The organism is Cryobacterium sp. Hb1, from assembly GCF_004403585.1.
Lineage (GTDB): Bacteria > Actinomycetota > Actinomycetes > Actinomycetales > Microbacteriaceae > Cryobacterium > Cryobacterium lyxosi.
This window is the reverse complement of sequence record NZ_SOHI01000008.1, coordinates 271,118-289,430: the sequence shown is the minus strand read 5'-3', so window position 1 is coordinate 289,430 and position 18,313 is coordinate 271,118. Positions and strand designations below refer to the sequence as shown.

The 18,313-nt window shown below is 65.1% G+C and carries 17 protein-coding genes; 11 read left to right on the top strand and 6 right to left on the bottom strand.

The window, feature by feature from the left end:
• Nucleotides 1–6: 6 nt before the first annotated feature.
• The 3 genes from E3T38_RS03205 to E3T38_RS03200 form a co-directional block, all read right to left on the bottom strand.
• Nucleotides 7–1,254, bottom strand: coding sequence for an MFS transporter (locus E3T38_RS03205; protein ID WP_134546131.1), 1,248 nt, complete (start codon nucleotides 1,252–1,254; stop codon nucleotides 7–9).
• Nucleotides 1,255–1,327: 73 nt separating this feature from the next.
• Complete coding sequence (locus E3T38_RS16590; protein ID WP_166805400.1) at nucleotides 1,328–1,480, bottom strand: hypothetical protein; 153 nt, start codon at nucleotides 1,478–1,480, stop codon at nucleotides 1,328–1,330.
• Between the two features lie 92 nt (nucleotides 1,481–1,572).
• A complete protein-coding gene (locus tag E3T38_RS03200) occupies nucleotides 1,573–2,346 on the bottom strand; it encodes a Bax inhibitor-1/YccA family protein (RefSeq protein WP_134546129.1) in 774 nt (257 codons plus the stop codon).
• Nucleotides 2,347–2,566: 220 nt separating this feature from the next.
• Between E3T38_RS03200 and E3T38_RS03195 the strand changes: the two genes are divergently transcribed.
• From E3T38_RS03195 to E3T38_RS03175, 5 genes are all read left to right on the top strand, one after another.
• Nucleotides 2,567–3,574 carry a glycerophosphodiester phosphodiesterase family protein gene (locus E3T38_RS03195; protein WP_134546127.1) on the top strand — a complete coding sequence of 336 codons (1,008 nt, stop codon included), beginning with the start codon at nucleotides 2,567–2,569 and terminating at the stop codon, nucleotides 3,572–3,574.
• A 48-nt stretch (nucleotides 3,575–3,622) separates the two neighbouring features.
• A complete protein-coding gene (locus E3T38_RS03190; RefSeq protein ID WP_134546125.1) occupies nucleotides 3,623–6,160 on the top strand; it encodes an ATP-dependent helicase in 2,538 nt (845 codons plus the stop codon).
• 96 nt (nucleotides 6,161–6,256) lie between these two features.
• On the top strand, nucleotides 6,257–7,681 hold the full coding sequence (locus E3T38_RS03185) for a ferric reductase-like transmembrane domain-containing protein (protein WP_241984266.1): 1,425 nt from the start codon (nucleotides 6,257–6,259) through the stop codon (nucleotides 7,679–7,681).
• Nucleotides 7,678–8,118 carry an FMN-binding protein gene (locus tag E3T38_RS03180; protein ID WP_134546124.1) on the top strand — a complete coding sequence of 147 codons (441 nt, stop codon included), beginning with the start codon at nucleotides 7,678–7,680 and terminating at the stop codon, nucleotides 8,116–8,118. The genes E3T38_RS03185 and E3T38_RS03180 overlap by 4 nt, the downstream gene beginning before the upstream one ends.
• 10 nt (nucleotides 8,119–8,128) lie before the next feature.
• Entirely contained in the window at nucleotides 8,129–8,896 is a 768-nt protein-coding gene (locus E3T38_RS03175; protein ID WP_370448979.1) for an FAD:protein FMN transferase, read from the top strand.
• A gap of 135 nt (nucleotides 8,897–9,031) precedes the next feature.
• Here E3T38_RS03175 and E3T38_RS03170 read toward each other — a convergent pair whose 3' ends face one another.
• Together E3T38_RS03170 and E3T38_RS03165 are read right to left on the bottom strand one after the other, a co-directional pair.
• The gene (locus E3T38_RS03170) at nucleotides 9,032–9,442 is read right to left on the bottom strand and encodes a DUF3054 domain-containing protein (protein ID WP_134546122.1); all 411 of its coding nucleotides are present in this window, start codon (nucleotides 9,440–9,442) and stop codon (nucleotides 9,032–9,034) included.
• Nucleotides 9,443–9,502: 60 nt separating this feature from the next.
• On the bottom strand, nucleotides 9,503–10,213 hold the full coding sequence (locus tag E3T38_RS03165; RefSeq protein WP_134546120.1) for a VIT family protein: 711 nt from the start codon (nucleotides 10,211–10,213) through the stop codon (nucleotides 9,503–9,505).
• Nucleotides 10,214–10,466: 253 nt separating this feature from the next.
• Here E3T38_RS03165 and sucC point away from each other — a divergent pair, with 253 nt between their 5' ends.
• The 6 genes from sucC (at nucleotide 10,467) to E3T38_RS03135 (ending at nucleotide 17,382) form a co-directional block, all read left to right on the top strand.
• A complete protein-coding gene (gene sucC / locus E3T38_RS03160; protein WP_134546118.1) occupies nucleotides 10,467–11,636 on the top strand; it encodes an ADP-forming succinate--CoA ligase subunit beta in 1,170 nt (389 codons plus the stop codon).
• Nucleotides 11,637–11,649: 13 nt separating this feature from the next.
• Entirely contained in the window at nucleotides 11,650–12,537 is an 888-nt protein-coding gene (gene sucD, locus E3T38_RS03155; RefSeq protein ID WP_104198406.1) for a succinate--CoA ligase subunit alpha, read from the top strand.
• A gap of 103 nt (nucleotides 12,538–12,640) precedes the next feature.
• Nucleotides 12,641–13,888, top strand: coding sequence for a DUF6350 family protein (locus E3T38_RS03150; RefSeq protein WP_134546116.1), 1,248 nt, complete (start codon nucleotides 12,641–12,643; stop codon nucleotides 13,886–13,888).
• Nucleotides 13,889–13,898: 10 nt separating this feature from the next.
• Nucleotides 13,899–14,492: a phosphoribosylglycinamide formyltransferase gene (purN, locus tag E3T38_RS03145; RefSeq protein WP_104198404.1), complete on the top strand. Its 594-nt coding sequence runs from the start codon at nucleotides 13,899–13,901 to the stop codon at nucleotides 14,490–14,492.
• On the top strand, nucleotides 14,489–16,156 hold the full coding sequence (gene purH / locus E3T38_RS03140) for a bifunctional phosphoribosylaminoimidazolecarboxamide formyltransferase/IMP cyclohydrolase (RefSeq protein WP_134546114.1): 1,668 nt from the start codon (nucleotides 14,489–14,491) through the stop codon (nucleotides 16,154–16,156). Before purN ends, purH begins: the two co-directional genes overlap by 4 nt.
• A 146-nt stretch (nucleotides 16,157–16,302) precedes the next feature.
• A complete protein-coding gene (locus tag E3T38_RS03135; protein ID WP_134546112.1) occupies nucleotides 16,303–17,382 on the top strand; it encodes a Glu/Leu/Phe/Val dehydrogenase dimerization domain-containing protein in 1,080 nt (359 codons plus the stop codon).
• Nucleotides 17,383–17,405: 23 nt separating this feature from the next.
• Here the strand turns inward: E3T38_RS03135 and E3T38_RS03130 are convergent, their stop codons facing one another.
• Nucleotides 17,406–18,095, bottom strand: coding sequence for a DedA family protein (locus E3T38_RS03130; RefSeq protein WP_233201027.1), 690 nt, complete (start codon nucleotides 18,093–18,095; stop codon nucleotides 17,406–17,408).
• Between the last annotated feature and the right edge of the window lie 218 nt (nucleotides 18,096–18,313).

Here is an 18,313-nt window from a genome sequence, read left to right as displayed (position 1 = left end):
AAGGGGCTAGTCGTGCTCGCACTCGTTGGGAATGACGATGGCCGCCAGGACCGCGCAGCACACGAAGACACCACCGCCGACGGCGATCGGCAGCGGCAGACTCACCACGGCCAGCAGGCCGCCGAGCGCGGAACCGAGCGCCAGCCCGAGAAGGCTGAGCACGCGGGACGCAGCGTTGACTCGGCCGCGCAGATCGTCGGGGACGAGTCGTTGTCGGAGAGAGGTCGCGCAGATCCCCCACGCCACAGCGTGGAAGATATAGACCGCCAGAAGCGCAGCGGCGATGGCACCACTCGTGCTGATGGAGAGCGCGAGCAGCGACACGGCACCCGTGACAAGGCTTGCGACGATCGTGCCGCGATAGCCGATGCGGCCTGTCGCGCGTGGTGTGGCGAAGGATGCGACGAGCCCACCGAGTGCGGAAACGGCGAGGATCACTCCATAGCCCAAGCCATCGAGGTGAAGCCGCTCCGCAGCGAACAGAACGAGGATCGAGAAGGAAAGCATATAGCCGACGCTCGCGAGGGCACCGATCAGGGCGAGCCCGCCAACCGTGTGGTTGCCGGCCAGCCACCGGGCACCCTGCATGGCCTCGCGAACGGCGGGCTGGCGTCGTATCAACGCGCTTCCACTGCGCACCCCGAGCCTGCGCACCCCGAGCCCGCGCACCCCGAGCCTGCGCACCCCGAGCCTGCGCACCGGCAGCGCCAGTGCGAGAAGCCCGGCCGCAGCCCACAGCCCGCCCATAAGATACAGGGGAACCGCGGCCGCGACGGCGAACAACAGTCCGCCGAGCGGGGGGCCCGCGAACTCATCGGCCACCAGCTGTGCTGCCGAGATGCGGCCATTCGCACGATCCAGCTGCTCGACCGGCACGACCCCGGGCAGCAGAGAAACAGATGCGTTATCCGCCGCGCTCTCCAGCGTTCCGACCACCGCCAACACGGCATAGAGCAGCGGCAAAGTTGCAAGTTCCAGGTGCACAAAGATGGCCAAACCGATCACGACCAGTCCCCTGATGAGGTTGGCGCCGATCAGCAGCGTGCGCCGATCGACCCGGTCGACCCAGACCCCGATGGGCAGCGCTACCAGAAGTCGAACCAGGGCGTAGGTCGTCGCCAGCCCTGCGACGAGTCGCGGATCATCAGTGAGCGATGCGGCCAGGAGCGGCATCGAGATGAACGCAACCCCGTCAGCGAGATTAGAGGAGGCACTGGATGTCCACAGCGCTCGAAAGGGGAGACCGAGCGACATGACCCCGAGTTTAGATCAGGCGCACACGATGACGGCGTCGCTGCTTGCCAACGGCGTTCTCCTCGCCGGTAGATCAGTCCTTGGGGGCCTTGAGGTAGCGACGGATAGCGATGATGACCACCCAGGCGAGGCCGAGGAGCACGATGGCGCCGCCGATATAGCCGAACACGGCGTCCATGCCGTTTGCTTCGAGCGGGAGCAGCACATGCAGGTCAGTAAAACTCATTGCTTCAGCCAACCACATTTTGGTGTGCCGCGGGAACGGAAAAGCACCCCCATCCTAACGACGGAGGTGCTTTTGTATGTCCTTCGAAAGTGCTACTCGCCGCGAAGGATGGCGAAAATGCGTAGCAGTTCCACGTACAGCCAGACGACGGTCAGTACGATGCCGAAGGCGGCGCTCCAGCCGTACTTGCGGGGGGCGCGGTTGTTGACGCCCTTCTGGATGAAGTCGAAGTCGAGCACGAGCGAGTACGCCGCGAGGATGACCGCGAAGAGGCCGATGACCAGGCCGAGCGTGCCGCTGCGCATCGAGTCGGCGCCGGTGAAGGCGACGAGTCCGAAGTTGATCAGCGAGAAGATTCCGTAGCCGATCATGGCGATCATAAAGATCTTCGTGGCCTTTTTCGACGCGCGAATCTTACCGCTGCGGAACAAGGCGAGGGTCACGCCGACCACCACGAGTGTGGCAAGAATGGCCTGGGCGACGATCCCGTCGTACAAGTCATTGAACATCACGGAAATGCCGCCGACGAAGAGTCCCTGGGCCGCCGCAAATGCGAGAATCAGTGCCGGTGACGGCTCCTTCTTGAAGGTGTTGACGAGGCCGAGGACGAGGCCGGCGATCGCGCCCGGAATCGCCAAGATCGGAATTACCCAGCCGAGGGCGGCGCCGATAATCAGAACCGCGAAGGCAATCCCGGTCTTGGTGATCGTGTCTTCATAGGTCATGCGTTCGGTGTCCTGCGCACCGGCGGCGGGCCGGTTGTACATCGACTGCAGATCGTTGTCCGAGAGGGCCTGCGACGACGCCACTGCGCCGCGAGGGCCGAACGCCTCGTTGCGGGAGAAAGCGGGGTTGGAGGATGCCATGTGTTGCTGTACTCACAATCAGCTGGGGGAGTAATGGGTGCGCGCGGGCGGACCGACACGCAGCGCCTGGTGCGGCACTTCATTAAAGGTACCCGAGAGCGCATTCGAATGTGCTGGGGATCAGCCGATTTGCAGTATTCCGGGCGGCACGCGAATGCGTTCTGCTCGCAGCGGATTTTTCCCTCAGCATCCGTTCTGGCGGCGCGGTTAGCCTGAAACCATGCAAGCGATCGTCATTGGACACCGCGGGGCGAGCGGCCACCGGCCAGAACACACGCGTGCCGCCTTCGATCTTGCCTTCGCGCTCGGCGCCGACGCCGTCGAACCCGACCTGGTGGCGACCCGCGACGGCGTACTCGTCATTCGCCATGAAAATGAGATCTCCGGTACCACGGATGTCGCCACACGCACCGAATTCGGCGCTCGCCGAACCGAGAAGCACGTCGACGGCAAGCTGGTCACCGGCTGGTTCACCGAGGACTTCACCTGGGCAGAATTGAGCACCCTGCGCGCCAGGGAACGGTTGCCGAACCTGCGGCAGAGCAACACGACCTTCGACGGCCAGCAGCCGATTCTGCGACTGCGCGACCTGTTCGATCTCGTCGACGCCGCGGCCGAGCAGACCGATCGGGTGCTCGGCATCGTCGCTGAGATCAAGCACGCCAACTATTTTGCGGGACTCGACCTGCCCCTGGCCGAACTGTTCGCCGCCGAGGTCTCCGCGGCCGGTTGGAACACCGACCGCCTCACCGTGGAAAGCTTTGAACCGAGCGTGCTCGCCCAGGTGCGCGCCCAAGGCGTGCGCGGCAAACGCATCTTCCTGCTCGAAGACCAGGGGTACCCGGCCGACCAGGTCGCCGAGCACGGAGCCGGGGCGCTGCGTTACATCGACCACCTCACGCCAGACGGGCTTGCGAACCTTGCCGCCGGGCCTGAAAGTATCGACGGCATCAGCGTTGTGAAATCGCTCATTCTCGAAACGGATGACGGGGGTGACGTTGTCGGGGCATCCGCTTTGGTCGATGATGCCCACAAAGCAGGGCTGGAGATTTACTGCTGGACTCTGCGACCAGAGAATAAGTTCCTGGCGAAAACGTTCCGGCGCGGTATTCGCCGGGCAGACTTCGGCCATTGGCAGGCGGAGTTTCGCCTCATTCTCGAGACGGGTATCGACGGTGTGTTCGCCGACCACCCCGATCTGGCCGTGCATGTGCGGGGTGCGCTTTGAGTACGCCCCGCCCGCCTGTCAGGGGCCTCGCCTACACTGGAAACCGTCATGACCACACCTCTGAACGCGGAATCCGCGCCCGCTACCTCAAATCGTTCGGCCACGCCGATTATTCTCGATTCCAACGGATACGCGGGCACGGGCGATAACAGGCAGAGCCCCCTGCTCGACGGGCTCAACCCGCAGCAGAAAGAGGCGGTCGAATACCGCGGCCAGGCTCTGCTCATCATCGCCGGTGCCGGTTCGGGCAAGACCAGTGTGCTCACCCGGCGGGTGGCGAGCCTGCTGGAAACCCGCGATGCCTGGCCAAGCCAGATTCTCGCCATCACCTTCACCAATAAGGCCGCCGCCGAAATGCGCGAACGCGTGCACGCCATCCTCGGCCAGGGCTCCGATGGAATGTGGATCAGCACCTTTCACTCGTCGTGTGTGCGCATACTGCGCCGCGAAGCCGAGAAGATCGGCCTTGCCCGCACGTTCAGCATTTACGACTCGGCCGACACCAAGGTCACCCTCAAGCGCATCATCAAGGGGCTCGACGCCGATACCTACGGGTTCACTCCCGGCTCGGCCGGCGCCAAGATCTCCAAGCTCAAGAATGAGCTTGCCGACGCCGATTCCTATGCGCGCAACGCGAACATGAGTGACCCGCAGGAGGTCATGTTCGTCGAGATTTTTCGACAGTATTCGGCCCGGCTGCGCGCCGCGAGCGCGCTCGACTTCGACGACCTCATCGGCGAGACCGTGTACCTGTTCCGCGCATTCCCCAAGGTGGCCGCCCTCTATCGGCGTAGGTTCCGGCACCTGTTGGTCGACGAATACCAGGACACCAACCACGCCCAGTACGCCCTCGTTCACGAGCTCACCCGGCCGGTCACCGCCGAGCTCGCCCAGGAGATGGAAGACGATGGCGTACACGTGCGTAACCTGCGTGACGCCACCGGCGCCATCCCCGGGGCATCGCTCACCGTGGTCGGCGACTCCGACCAGTCGATCTACGCCTTCCGCGGCGCAGACACCCGCAACATCAGCGGTTTCGAACGGGACTACCCGGGCGCGAAGGTGATTCTGCTCGAGCAGAACTATCGGTCGACCCAGAACATTCTCTCGGCGGCGAACGCGGTCATCGGTCACAACTTCGACCGCACCGACAAGAAGCTCTGGAGTGCCGGCGGCGACGGCGAGAAGATCGTCGGTTTTACCGCGTATTCCGGGCACGACGAAGCCCAGTTCGTCTCCGATGAGATCCAGGTGCTGCACGCCGCCGGCATGGCCTACCGCGACATGGCGGTGTTTTACCGCACCAACGCGCAGACCCGAGCGCTCGAAGAGATTTTGGTGCGCTCGGCCACGCCGTACCGGGTGGTCGGTGGCACCAAGTTCTACGAGCGGGCCGAAATCAAGGACGCCCTGGCCTACCTCATCGCCGTCGCCAACCCGGTCGACGAACTCGCCCTCCGCCGCATTCTGAACACCCCCAAGCGCGGCATCGGCCCGGCCACCGAAACCGGGCTGTCGAGCTTCGCCGACGACAACGAACTCACCTTTCGGCAGGCCATGCGCAACTCGGCCGCACTCGGCCTCGGACCCAAGGTGACCGGGGCCATCCTGAAACTGGCCGAACTGCTCGACGCCGCAGCGCTCATGCTCGTGCCGACCTCGGTCACCGATGACGGTGTGCCGGTCGGTGGCTCCAACGTGTCCGAAGTGCTGGAGTTTCTGCTGAGCGGCAGCGGGCTGCTCGCCGTACTGCGAAACAGCCGCGACCCGCAAGACGAGGTTCGGGCCGAGAACATCGAAGAGCTCGTCGCCCAGACCAAGGACTTCAACAAGGAAAACCCCGACGGCGGCCTGGTCGACTTTCTCACCCAGGTGTCACTGGTGGCGGCCGCTGACGACCTCGACGATGCCTCGGGAACGGTGTCGCTGATGACCCTGCACACCGCGAAGGGCCTCGAATACGAGGCCGTGTTCCTGACCGGGGTCGAGGAGGGGCTGCTGCCGCACCAGATGTCGGCGAACGAGCCCGGCGGTCCGGCCGAGGAACGTCGCCTGTTCTACGTCGGCATCACGCGGGCGCGCAAACGGCTCTACCTCTCGCTCGCTATGACCCGGGCACAGTTCGGCGACATCAACGTGGCCATGCCGAGCCGGTACCTGCAGGAGATTCCTGCCGAGCTCATCGATTGGAAGCAGTCGCCAGGCATGGCTAACTCCCGCGGGGGAACCCAGCCGCGTGCTCTCAACGCGCGCCGCGACGGTGGATTCGGCGGTTTTGGCAATTCGCTGAACGGCAGCTCGAGCGACGGCTTCGGCGGGCGCAGCAGTGGCAGCAACAGCGCGAAGCAGACCGGCCTGCCGCCGGGCAAGCCCAAGACCGAGTGGGCCAACAAGATCACCGGAACGGTGCGCGACAACGGCACCCTCGAGCTGGAAGCGGGCGACCGCATCCGTCACCATGACTTCGGCGAGGGCCGGGTCAACCAGGTCACCGGCGAGGGCACCAAGCGCATCGCGCACGTGCAGTTCGACACAGCGGGTGCCAAAAAGTTGTTGATCAAGATCGCCCCGATCGAAAAGATCTAGCGTTCTGCTTCCGCCGTGCTCGACGCATTGGTAACACACAGACTCTTCACAGGCTCTCGATAGCTGTTCGAGGGGCGCCCGCCCGATGCTCATGTCATGAGCCTCGATACGCGCAAAACTCGAACCGGCACCGCGCCTGCGAACACCCCACGGGTGACCTCGCCGCACCCCGCATACAAAAAACGGATGCGTCTCGCCGACAGCCTGCAGATTCTCTGCGTCGCCTCGGTCGCCATCGTGGTCGCCATCTTTCTCGCGGATGGCGGAGCAGCCAAGTTCGGCACCCCCGCCGACGCGTTCACGTCCCTGGGAATCGTCGCGGGCCTGGTCGGAACCGACCTGCTGCTCATCATGCTCGTGCTGGCCGCTCGGCTGCCCCCGATCGACCGCGCCTTCGGGCACGACCAGGCTATGGCCGTGCATCAGTCGCTCGGCAAGCCGGCCCTCTACCTCATCCTCGGTCACGCTGCGCTGCTCATCACCGGCTACGCGCTCGCCGAAAACGTCAACGTGGTTGCCGAGACCTGGAACATGTTCACGACCCTGCCCGACATGCCGCTCGCCTTTCTCGGCCTCGCGCTCATGATCGGTGTCGTCATCACCTCGCTCGTGGTGGTGCGCCGCAAGTTTCGCTACGAGGCCTGGCACGCCGTGCATCTGCTCGCCTACTTCTCGGTGCTCGTGGCCATCCCGCACCAGTTGAGCGTCGGTGGTCTGCTCAGGGACGGTGCCATCGCCCGGTATTACTGGCTCGTCCTGTACGCGGCGGTAGCCGGCTCCATCATCGTGTTCCGATTTTTGCTGCCGGTCATCCGGTCGTTGCGCCACCACCTCGTCGTGGACCGCGTGGACGCGGTCGCTCCAGGCGTCGCCTCAATCACCCTGACCGGCCGAAAGCTGGACAGGCTCCGGGCGACCTCCGGACAGTTCTTCGTCTGGCGGTTCTGGGCCGATGGACTCTGGTGGCAGGCGCATCCGTTTTCGCTGTCGTCAGCGCCGAGTGAGCGCGGACTGCGCATCACGGTTCGCGGCCTGGGCGATGCTTCGAAGCAGCTTCCCCATTTGAAACGCGGCACCCGGGTCAGCTTCGAAGGTCCATATGGGCTGTTCACCGAGAATGCTCGAACCTCGCTCCGCGTTGTGCTGATCGCCGCAGGCATCGGCGTCGCCCCCATTCGGTCGCTGCTGGAAACGGTGTCGTTCGCGCCCGGCAACGCCACCGTGCTGCTCCGCTCGCACAGCCTTGGCGATACCTACCTGGTCGACGAACTCACCGACCTGTGCCGGCTGCGCGGCGCCGAGCTGCGCATTATCGCCGGCAAACGCCCCCAGGGAGTCAGTACCTGGCTTCCCGCAGATGCCGTCAGGGCCGGAATCTCCCTGAGCACGATCGTGCCCGAGCTCGAAAGCTCAGACATCTATATCTGCGGTCCCCGACCCTGGACCGACGCCGTCGTACGCGACGCCCGCTCTGCCGGGGTGCCCAAAAAGCAGATCCACTACGAAAGGTTTGACTGGTGAGAGCACGCGCGGTAGCCCTGGCCACCCTGGCTTCGGTTTCGATCGTCGGTATCGGGTGGCAGTTGGGATCCTCGGCGATTGAGGCCTCGCAGAGCCTGACCGCGTCCAGCGGCGGCACCGCGACGGCCGCTGCCGCATCAGCGGCCCAGGCGGCAGCGCAGTCAGGCACCTTCACCGGCGCGGTGGTGCCGACCCAGTACGGCAACATGCAGGTGTCGGTGACCATCGCCAACGGCGCGATCACCGAGGTCACCCCGCTGCAGCTGACCAACCGTGGGGGCCGGTCGGCCGGTATCAGTAATCAGGCCGCGCCGATTCTGCGCTCCGAGGTGCTCACCGCGCAGTCCGCGAAGGTGCACAACGTCAGCGGTGCCACGTACACGAGCGAGGGCTACCTCCGGTCGCTGCAATCAGCGCTTGATACGGCCGGATTCTAGGGTGGCGATTGTGGGCGGGGACTACGAGCGGATGCCGGCGCGCACCTGTGCAACGATGGGGACGGTCGTGAGCCTGCGCCTGGGTGGTTCCGCCGCAGATGTTGATTCCGCTGCCGTTGAAGTGGTCGAGTCGGTATTTCGTCGCTGGGACGAGCAGTTCAGCCTGTACCGGGAGGACTCGGAACTGAGTCGCATCGCGCGCGGGGACATCCGTTTGACCGAGGCGAGTCAGAGTCTGCGCTCCTGCTACGCCCTCGCGTTGGACTGGCGGGAACGCACCCGGGGCGTGTTCACGCCACATCGTGCCGATGGCGTCATCGACCTCTCGGGCGTGGTCAAGGCACTCGCCATCGCCGAAGCCGGAACAGTCCTGACGGCGCGCAGCCCGGCCAATTGGTCGATCAATGCTGGCGGTGATGTCCTGGTCGGTGGGAATGCCGGGCACCCCGAATGGGTCGTGGCAATCGTCGATCCGGGCAATCGGAGTGAGGTGATTGCGAACGTACCGCTGGGGTATCCGCTTCGGGCCGTGGCCACCTCGGGCAGCGCGGAACGCGGCGAACACATTTGGACGCCCCGGGACGGCGAACCGTCGCCGTTCCGGCAGGTGAGTGTGTTCGCGGCCGATATCGTCACTGCTGACGTACTCGCGACGGCGATCGTGGCCGGCGGAGAGTCGACGCTGAGCGAGATGACCGAGCGCTTCGCCATCGACGTACTCGCGGTGCTGCGTGACGGCCAATTGCTCGCAACTCCGGGACTGAGGCGAACCGCATAGGCGATTTTTCGTGATGGGCTGCGTGGTGGGCTGCGGGGCGGACAGTCGGTCCGTGGTGTTTGGTCGTCTGGTGGCGCGCCGGTTCTGCTGCTTCGTTTCGACCGCGCTCGCGTGCGGAAGAGGCTGATCCTGAGATCAGGCCGCGGCGGGCATCCGCTCGCGGCCTCGGCGGAGCAGGAGCGCGGCGATGGCCCGCCAGCCGAGCAGGAACAGGCCGAGCACGATAGTCGTGACGATCGCGAAACTAAGTTGAACGCCCTGACCGCTGGCGAGGCGCAGCAGCAAGCCACCCGCTACGGTGGCAATCCAAATGCCGACGCCGGTCCAGACGATACGGCGCGGGTGTCGCCAGGCGCGCAGCAGGAGCCAGCCGATAATCAGACCGCCGAGGAACGGCCAATAGGTCACGCCGAGTCCCGCCAGACTCTCGCCGTGGCTCAATCGGCCGATCGCAGCGAAAGCCAGCACGAGGGCCGCGTCAAAAGCGCCCGCCGTACTGATCGATGATCGCGATAGGGGGCCAGCTCCGATGCGCAGTGTTGCCATATTTTCAGCCTATCCACCCGGTCGGTACGGAACCCGGAGTTGGCTGTGAGCCCAGCTCGATCAGACGCTGCCGCCGATGAGGGCGCCGATCACATAGGTCACGGCGAGGGCGAGGATTCCGCCGATGACGATGCGGGCGATGGCCCGCGGCTTGGGGCTGTTGCCGAGGTGGGCGCTGAGCCAGCCGGTGATGACGAGGGCGATCAAGACCGCGACGAACGTGGCGCCGATACGGTATTCGGCCGGCGGCAGCAGTACGGCGAGTAGGGGGAGCGCGGCGCCGACGGTGAAGGCGATAGCGGATGCGTAGGCCGCATGCCAGGGGTTCGACACGTCTTGTTCGGTGATGTGCAACTCAACTTCGAGGTGGGCTGCGAGGGCGTCATGCTTGGTGAGCTCGACTGCCACCTGCCGGGCGGTGGCGGATGAGAGTCCCTTGGCTTCGTAGAAGCCAGCCAATTCGGCGAGCTCCTCCTCGGGCTCGTTCTCGAGTTCCCAGGTTTCCTTGGCGATGAGGGCGCGTTCGGAGTCGCGTTGGCTGCTCACCGACACGTACTCACCGAGGGCCATCGAAATGGCGCCGGCGAGCAGGCTCGCTACCCCGGCGATGAGGATGACGTGGGAGTCGGTGGTGGCAGCGGCAACACCGACGACAAGGGCGGCGACCGAGACGATGCCATCGTTCGCGCCGAGAACACCGGCGCGCAGCCAGTTCAGCCGGGAAGCGAGGCCGGCGGCGTGCGGTTCCACCGCTTGAGCAAGATCGGTCATAGTACTAGATAAGCACCCAACGGGAGTGTCGTCCAGCAAGGTGTGGCTAGCCTTCGCGGTGGCGTTTCGTGGCAGCACAGTGGTGTTTCGGCAGCTCTGCGAGTGCGCCTTGACGTTCGAATCACGCGCTAGAGTTTTCACGGGCCGGTATGTCTTGATGTCGAGCTAATTTACGGCGAGGACTGCTGTTACCACTAACCTCATATATCTTCACCGGCGGTGTGATCGCCAAGACGCGGATTGGAAGAGCAGCGTGGATCTTTACGAGTACCAAGCGAGAGACCTTTTTGAGGAATATGGTGTGCCGGTTCTGCCGGGCATCATCGCGGACACCCCCGCCGAAGTGCGCGCAGCGGCCGAGAAGCTCGGTGGCGTTGTCGTGGTCAAGGCGCAGGTCAAGGTCGGCGGCCGTGGCAAGGCCGGCGGCGTCAAGGTAGCCAAGACTCCGGATGACGCCGAGGCCGCTGGCCAGAGCATCCTGGGCCTCGACATCAAGGGCCACACCGTTCACCGCGTCATGGTGGCCGGTGGAGCCCGCATCGAGGCGGAGTTCTACTTCTCCGTCCTGCTGGACCGCTCCAACCGGTCCTACCTGTCGCTCGCCAGCTACGAGGGCGGCGTGGAGATCGAAGTTCTCGCCGTCGAGAAGCCCGAAGCGCTCGCCTACACGGCCATCGATCCGTCGGTCGGCATCGATCTCGCCGTGGCGAAGCAGATCGCTATCGACGCCAAGTTCCCGGCCGAGCTCGTCGACAAGGTCGCCCCGGTCTTCGTCAAGCTCTACAACGTATTCAAGGGTGAAGACGCGACCCTGGTCGAGGTCAACCCGCTGGTGCTCACCGAAGAGGGCGACATCATCGCGCTCGACGGTAAGGTCACCCTCGATGAGAACGCCGACTTCCGTCACCCCAAGCACGCTCTCCTCGAGGACGCCGCCGCGGCCGACCCGCTCGAAGCCAAAGCCAAGGCTGCCGGCCTCAACTACGTCAAGCTTGACGGTGAAGTTGGCATCATCGGCAACGGCGCAGGGCTCGTCATGAGCACCCTCGACGTCATCGCCTACGCCGGCGAGAACTTCGGCAGCGTCAAGCCGGCCAACTTTCTCGACATCGGGGGCGGAGCATCCGCTGAGGTGATGGCCGCCGGCCTCGACGTCATTTTGGGTGACCCGCAGGTCAAGAGCGTTTTCGTCAACGTCTTCGGTGGCATCACCGCGTGTGACGCCGTCGCCAAGGGCATTGTGGGTGCGCTCGCCGAGCTCGGTTCGAGCGCCAACAAGCCGCTCGTGGTGCGCCTCGACGGTAACAACGTCGAGGAGGGTCGTCGCATCCTCGCCGAGGCGAACCACCCGCTCGTAACACTGGCCGCCACCATGGACGAGGGCGCCGCCAAGGCCGCCGAGCTCGCCCACGCAGCGAAGTAAGGGACAACCAAGAATGTCAATCTTCCTCAACAAGGACTCCAAGGTCATCGTTCAGGGCATCACCGGAGGTGAGGGCACCAAGCACACCGCCCTCATGCTCAAGGCCGGTACCCAGGTCGTCGGTGGCGTCAACGCCCGCAAGGCCGGTACCACCGTCGTGCACGGCACCGTCGAGCTGCCCGTTTTCGGCACGGTCGCCGAGGCCGTCGAGAAGACCGGCGCCGATGTGTCGATCATCTTCGTGCCGCCGGTGTTCACCAAGGACGCCGTCATCGAAGCGATCGATGCCGAGATTCCGTTGCTCGTCATCATCACCGAGGGTGTTCCCGTGCAGGACTCGGCCGAGTTCTGGGCCTACGCCATCAAAAAAGGCAACAAGACCCGCATTATCGGCCCGAACTGCCCCGGCATCATCACGCCCGGTGAAGCGCTCGTCGGCATCACGCCGGCGAACATCACGGTTAAGGGCCCGGTCGGGCTCGTGTCCAAGTCGGGTACCCTCACCTACCAGATGATGTACGAACTGCGCGACCTCGGCTTCTCCACCGCGATCGGTATCGGTGGCGACCCCATCATCGGCACCACGCACATCGATGCCCTCGAGGCCTTCGAGAACGACCCGGAGACCAAGGCGATCGTCATGATCGGCGAAATCGGCGGCGACGCTGAAGAGAAGGCCGCCGAGTACATCAAGGCGCACGTCACGAAGCCGGTTATCGGCTACGTGGCCGGTTTCACCGCTCCAGAAGGTAAGACCATGGGCCACGCCGGCGCCATCGTCTCCGACGGAGCCGGAACCGCCCAGGGCAAGAAGGAAGCCCTCGAAGCCGCCGGAGTCAAGGTCGGCAAGACGCCGAGCGAGGCTGCGAACCTGCTGCGTGAGGCACTCGCCGCACTGTAATTCGCTGTCGGAAGGGGCTCGCCGAAATTTCGGCGGGCCCTTTCTGTATGGGTGGGCGCGTGCTGGTGAGCATTATCGGCCCGGCGAGATAGGCTCGCAACGGATGAACCGCATAACGACCGCCCTGCTCGCCGCTCTCGAGGCTCTACTTATCGTGGCCATTGGCATCGGTATCGCGATGGTACCGCTCACCGTGCTCTGGGCCGCCCACTTTGGCCTCTCCGTGGAATGGTTCGTCTTCTGGCGCGCTGCCGCTGATATCTGGTTGCTCGGCAACGGCGTCGACCTCACGGTGCAGCTTGGCCCTGACGTCGCCGCTGCGCTCGCCCTGACCGGCGCAGACACCCCCTTTCTCATCTCGGTGGTGCCGCTCGGCTTCGCAATGCTCTCGGTGCTGATGGGCGTGCACACTGGCCGTCGCGCCGCCGAGACCCCGCACCTCGTCACCGGCGTCGGCGTCGCCGTGGGCACGTATGCCGTTCTCGCCGCGCTGGTGACCGTGTCCGCGGTGTCGGAAACGGTTGCGCCCAACCAACTGCAGGGGCTCGTGCTGCCGACGCTCATCTATGCTGCCGGGGTTCTGGTGGGGGCGGAACTGGGGCGGCGCAAGACCGTGGGGGCGGTGGTGGGCCTCGATCGGGTGAACCGCGGTATCCGCTCGGCCTACCAGCGGGTACCGCACACCGGTCGCACCGTCATCGAGGGTGCACTGCGCGGTGGAACAGCCGCCGCCGCGGGCGTGCTGATCGTGTCGGCCGTGGCCGTTGCCGTGCTCATCGCGGTCAATTACGCGACCATTATCGGGCTCTACGAGGCGGTGCAGGCCGGTGTCTTCGGCGGCGCTACCATCACCCTGGCGCAACTCGCACTCATTCCCAACCTGGTTATCTGGGCTGCCGCGTGGTTCGTCGGGCCCGGCATCGCGCTCGGCGCTGGCACCACCGTCTCGCCGATCGGCACTGTCGTGGGAACCCTTCCCGGCCTGCCTCTGTTCGGCGCCCTGCCGCAGGGCACCCCGACCTACGGCTTTCTCGGGTTGCTCGCGCCCGTTCTGATCGGTTTCGTTTTCGCTGTCGTGACCCGGCAGTTTTTGGACCGCGCTGGGGTCCCCGAGAGAACCACGCTCGCGCACGTTTTCACCGGCCTCGGCATGGGCGTCGTCGCCGGCACACTCCTCGGCCTGCTCGCCTGGTGGTCGGCCGGAGCGATGGGCCCGGGTCGACTGGTTCAGGTCGGGCCGAATCCGCTGCTGGTCGGCGCGCTCGCCGCCGCCGAAATCGGCGTCGCTGCGGCACTCGGCATGCTCGCCGGCCGGGTACGGCTCCTCTCTCGGCGCTCCGCCAAACGGTAGGCTCAAGATCGTGCTGTCTATTGTCGTGCTGATCTCCGGCGGAGGATCCAACCTGCGAGCCCTGCTGGAAGCGTCAGAAGACGCCGAGTTTCCGGCACGAATCGTGGCGATCGGAGCTGATCGTGACGCTGACGGGCTTGAGCTCGGCGTCGAATTCGGTGTCCCCGCCTTCTCCGTTCCGTTCTCCTCTTTCGCTGATCGTGCGGCCTGGGGCGACGAACTGCTCGCGCAGATTCAGCAGTGGCAGCCCGACCTGGTTGTGCTCAGCGGCCTGATGCGGCTATTGCCGCCGCGCGTGGTCGCCGCCCTGTCGCCGAACCTGATCAACACCCATCCCGCTTACTTGCCCGAGTTTCCGGGGGCGCACGCCGTGCGCGACGCCCTGGCCGCTGGCGCGGTTCGAACCGGAGCGAGCATCATCGTGGTCGACAACGGTGTCGACGCGGGTCCCATCCTGGTTCAGGAGCGCGTCGACGTTCTGACCGGTGACACCGAAGCTTCCCTGCAGAATCGCATCAAGATCGTCGAGAGGCGCCTACTCATCCAGGCTGTGCTCGACATCGCCAACGGACACATGAACCTCAAGGAGAACAGCAACGCATGATCGCTCACACCAGCGCGCCCAGCTCGTACCGTAACCGGGACCAGATCGTGATCGAGCGTGCGCTCATCTCCGTTAGCGACAAGACCGGACTGCTCGAGCTCGCCGCTGCACTGACAACCGGAGGCGTCGAAATTGTTTCCACCGGCTCCACCGCAGCCACCATTCGCGCCGCCGGCTACGACGTTACCGACGTCTTTTCGGTGACGGGCTTTCCGGAATCGCTCGACGGTCGGGTCAAGACCCTGCACCCCGGGGTGCACGCCGGCATCCTCGCCGACCTGCGCCTCGAAGCGCACGAAGCGCAGCTGACCGAGCTTGGCATCAAGGCCTTCCAGCTTGTCGTTGTCAACCTGTACCCCTTCGTTGAAACCGCCCTGAGCGACGCCGAACCGGCCGACGTGATCGAGCAGATCGACATCGGCGGACCGGCGCTCGTGCGGGCATCCGCTAAGAACCACGCCAACGTGGCTATCGTCGTCGACCCGGTCAACTACGGTGAGATCATCGAAGCCATGGCCGCGGGTGGCTCAACGCTCAAGCTACGTCAGAAGCTCGCCTCGCTCGCCTTCGAGCACACCGCCGACTACGACCTGAGCGTCTCGGCCTGGTTCACCGAGAACGTCTACGACCAGTGGCAGGACGACACGGAGGCGCTCGATGAAGACGCCACCTTTGACGACGACGACGACGATGATGACGACGAGTCGCCGTTCCCCGAGGGGCTCGGCATCGAGGTCACTCGCGACGCGATCTTGCGCTACGGCGAGAACTCGCACCAGGCAGCCGCGCTCTACGTCGGGGACGGTGGCCGCGGCATCGCGCAAGCCCGGCAGCTGCACGGCAAAGAAATGTCGTACAACAACTACGTCGATGCGGATGCCGCGGTGCGCGCCGCCTTCGACTTCAGCGAGCCGGCCGTTGCGATCGTCAAGCACGCCAACCCCTGCGGCATCGCCATCGCCAAGCCCAATGCACCGGATGCCATCGCATCCGCCCACCTGCGCGCGCACGCCTGCGACCCAATCTCCGCATTCGGCGGCGTGATCGCTGCGAACCGCGTGGTCACTCTGGGGATGGCCGAAACCATCAGCGAGATCTTTACCGAAGTGCTCGTCGCCCCCGGCTTTGAACCGTCAGCAGTGGAACTGCTCACCAAGAAGAAGAACATCCGCCTGCTTGAGCTGCCCGCCGACTATGAGCGTTCTTCGCTCGAACTGCACCAGATCTCCGGCGGCCTGCTCGTGCAGGAGACCGACAGCTTCGAAGACTTCAGCTCAAACGGTTGGACTCTCGTAGCGGGTCCCGAAGTGGATGCCGCCACCCGCGCCGATCTGGAATTCGCCTGGAAATCCTGCCGCTCCGTGAAGTCGAACGCTATTCTGCTCGCGCACGCCGGGGCATCCGTCGGCGTAGGTATGGGCCAGGTCAACCGGGTCGACTCCTGTCACCTTGCCGTGAGCCGCGCCGGCGAACGGGCCGCGGGTTCGGTCGCCGCGTCGGATGCGTTCTTCCCCTTCGCCGACGGCCTCGAAGTGCTGCTCGAGGCTGGCATCGCCGCCGTCGTGCAGCCCGGCGGATCGGTGCGCGACCCCGAGGTCATCGCCGCAGCCACCGCGGCGGGTGTCTCGATGTACTTCACGGGAGAGCGCCACTTCTTCCACTAGGTTTCCACCCACGAAATGCACCCTCGACGTTGAATCGGGGGTGCTTTTTGGGTAGTCCGCACGCCCACCGGTTATCCTGAACGCGGCGGTGCCACACACCGGTGCCGCCAAAATCGGCCCACAAGGCCCGAAACAACGGAGTTTCCATGACCCTCACGCACCCTGCCGCAGCCCTCGATTCCCTCGCGCAGATTCCACTTTCCCATGAAAAAGTGCTGATCGAAACGGGAAAACGATCCGGGCTGATGATCACGGTGGCCATCCACTCGACCCGTCTCGGCCAGGCCCTCGGCGGCGCGCGCCTATGGCAGTACGCAAGCTGGACCGACGCGGTCGCCGACGCCCTGCGCCTCTCCGCGGCCATGACCCTGAAAAACGCGGCCGCCGGTCTCAACCGCGGCGGTGGTAAGTGCGTCATCTATCTGCCGCTCGGCACGGTGCTGACCGACGCCGGGAAGCGGCTGGCGATGCTCGACCTCGGCGATGCCATCGAGAGCATGAACGGCGCGTACATGACGGCCGAAGACGTCGGAACGAGCGCCGAGCTCATGGCGATCGTGGCCGAACGCACGAGCCACGTCTGCGGGCTGCCTGCCGCGAGCGGCGGCGTCGGCGAGCCAGCGGATGCCACGGCGGCCGGCGTGTACGCGAGCATCGAATCCACCCTGGAGGCACTGTTCGGCAGTCGCGAGGTGCGCGGCCGCCACCTGGTGATCTCGGGCCTCGGCCAGGTTGGTGGCCGCGTTGCAACGGCCGCCGCTGCCGCTGGCGCCACCCTCACCGTCACCGACATCAACCCCGACAAGCGCGCGCTTGCCGACGAACTCGGCGCCCGTTGGGTGTCGGTCCCTGATGCGCACCGGGTGCCTGCCGATCTGTTCGTGCCGTGCGGCCTCGGTGGTGTGCTGACATCCGCCGTGATCGCGGAGTTGAACGTGCTCGGCATCTGCGGCGCCGCCAACAACCAGCTTGAGAATCCGGCCGGCGCCGCCCAGTTGGATGCGCGGGGCATTCTCTGGGCGCCCGATTTCGTCGTCAACGCCGGCGGCGTCGTCTACCTTGACCTGGCGAGCGAACCGAACGCCGATCGCGCCAAGATCACCGAGCGCGTTGCGGGCATCGGGTCCGTGCTCACGCAGATCTTCACGGATGCCAGCGCGAGCGAGATCACGACCCTCGCGGCCGCCGAACTGCTCGCCGTGACCCGCCTGAACGCCGCCAGCTAGGCTGCTCACGGCAGGAACAAGGTTTATTCGCGCAGGTCGACCGGGATCGTGGGCACAACGCGGGCGGCCACACGACGCTCCTTCAGCGTGGTGCGACCGGCCTTGGCCAGCTCGGTGAGGATCGGAATTCCGGAAAGCAGAATGATGCCGATGATGAAGTACTCGGAGTACGCCTCGACGAATGCGATCTGACCGAGGAAGAAACCGATCAGGGTGAGGCCGACACCCCAGGCGAAGGCGCCAATCGCGTTGTAGGTCACAAAGCTGCGGTAGCGCATCTTGCCGACGCCCGCGGCAACCGGTACGAAGGCACGGAAGACCGGCAGAAAACGGGCCAGAATGATGGACTTACCGCCGTGCTTTGCGAAAAAGGCGTTGGTGCGCTCGACATTCTTCGGGTTGAAGAACCGGTTCTTCTCACGCGAGAACACTGCGGGGCCGGCCTTTCGGCCAATGACGTAGGCGAGCTGGTCACCGGCGAATGCGGCCACGAACACGACCAGGCAGGTCACCCAGATAGGCAGCGGCACGACGCCGGTCGCGGTAAGCAGGCCGACGGTGAACAGCAGCGAATCGCCCGGCAGGAACGACAACACGATGAAACCGGTCTCGACGAACACGATAACGGCGACGCCCAGCAGCACGAATGATCCAAACGAGTGGATCAGCCACTCAGAGTCGAGAAAATCGATTCCGAACAGGGTGGGCAGCATGGAGAATCCTTCCAACAAGCGAGCGCGGGGCATGGCCATGCCAACGAGAGGCGCAGACTCCAGACTACGGGACGTGATGCTGGGATATGCGGGGTTGTCCGGGCTCGACGCGGGCATGCCCGCCCGGCGAGCGGATGCTCCCGGTTCAGAAAATACTTGTGTTCTGCCCCCGTTTCCCAATATTCTGAAAGGCTGCCTGTTCCGGGGGCATGTGACAG

What these genes read in the sequence shown, in the direction of transcription:
- E3T38_RS03195 (WP_134546127.1), top strand. Translation starts at nt 2,567, where the DNA reads ATGCAAGCGATCGTCATTGGACACCGCGGGGCGAGCGGCCACCGGCCA.
- E3T38_RS03190 (WP_134546125.1), top strand. Translation starts at nt 3,623, where the DNA reads ATGACCACACCTCTGAACGCGGAATCCGCGCCCGCTACCTCAAATCGT.
- E3T38_RS03130 (WP_233201027.1), bottom strand. Translation starts at nt 18,095, where the DNA reads ATGCTGCCCACCCTGTTCGGAATCGATTTTCTCGACTCTGAGTGGCTG.
- E3T38_RS03185 (WP_241984266.1), top strand. Translation starts at nt 6,257, where the DNA reads ATGAGCCTCGATACGCGCAAAACTCGAACCGGCACCGCGCCTGCGAAC.
- E3T38_RS03200 (WP_134546129.1), bottom strand. Translation starts at nt 2,346, where the DNA reads ATGGCATCCTCCAACCCCGCTTTCTCCCGCAACGAGGCGTTCGGCCCT.
- E3T38_RS03170 (WP_134546122.1), bottom strand. Translation starts at nt 9,442, where the DNA reads ATGGCAACACTGCGCATCGGAGCTGGCCCCCTATCGCGATCATCGATC.
- E3T38_RS03165 (WP_134546120.1), bottom strand. Translation starts at nt 10,213, where the DNA reads ATGACCGATCTTGCTCAAGCGGTGGAACCGCACGCCGCCGGCCTCGCT.
- sucD (WP_104198406.1), top strand. Translation starts at nt 11,650, where the DNA reads ATGTCAATCTTCCTCAACAAGGACTCCAAGGTCATCGTTCAGGGCATC.
- E3T38_RS03135 (WP_134546112.1), top strand. Translation starts at nt 16,303, where the DNA reads ATGACCCTCACGCACCCTGCCGCAGCCCTCGATTCCCTCGCGCAGATT.
- E3T38_RS03150 (WP_134546116.1), top strand. Translation starts at nt 12,641, where the DNA reads ATGAACCGCATAACGACCGCCCTGCTCGCCGCTCTCGAGGCTCTACTT.
- purH (WP_134546114.1), top strand. Translation starts at nt 14,489, where the DNA reads ATGATCGCTCACACCAGCGCGCCCAGCTCGTACCGTAACCGGGACCAG.
- E3T38_RS03205 (WP_134546131.1), bottom strand. Translation starts at nt 1,254, where the DNA reads ATGTCGCTCGGTCTCCCCTTTCGAGCGCTGTGGACATCCAGTGCCTCC.
- E3T38_RS16590 (WP_166805400.1), bottom strand. Translation starts at nt 1,480, where the DNA reads ATGAGTTTTACTGACCTGCATGTGCTGCTCCCGCTCGAAGCAAACGGC.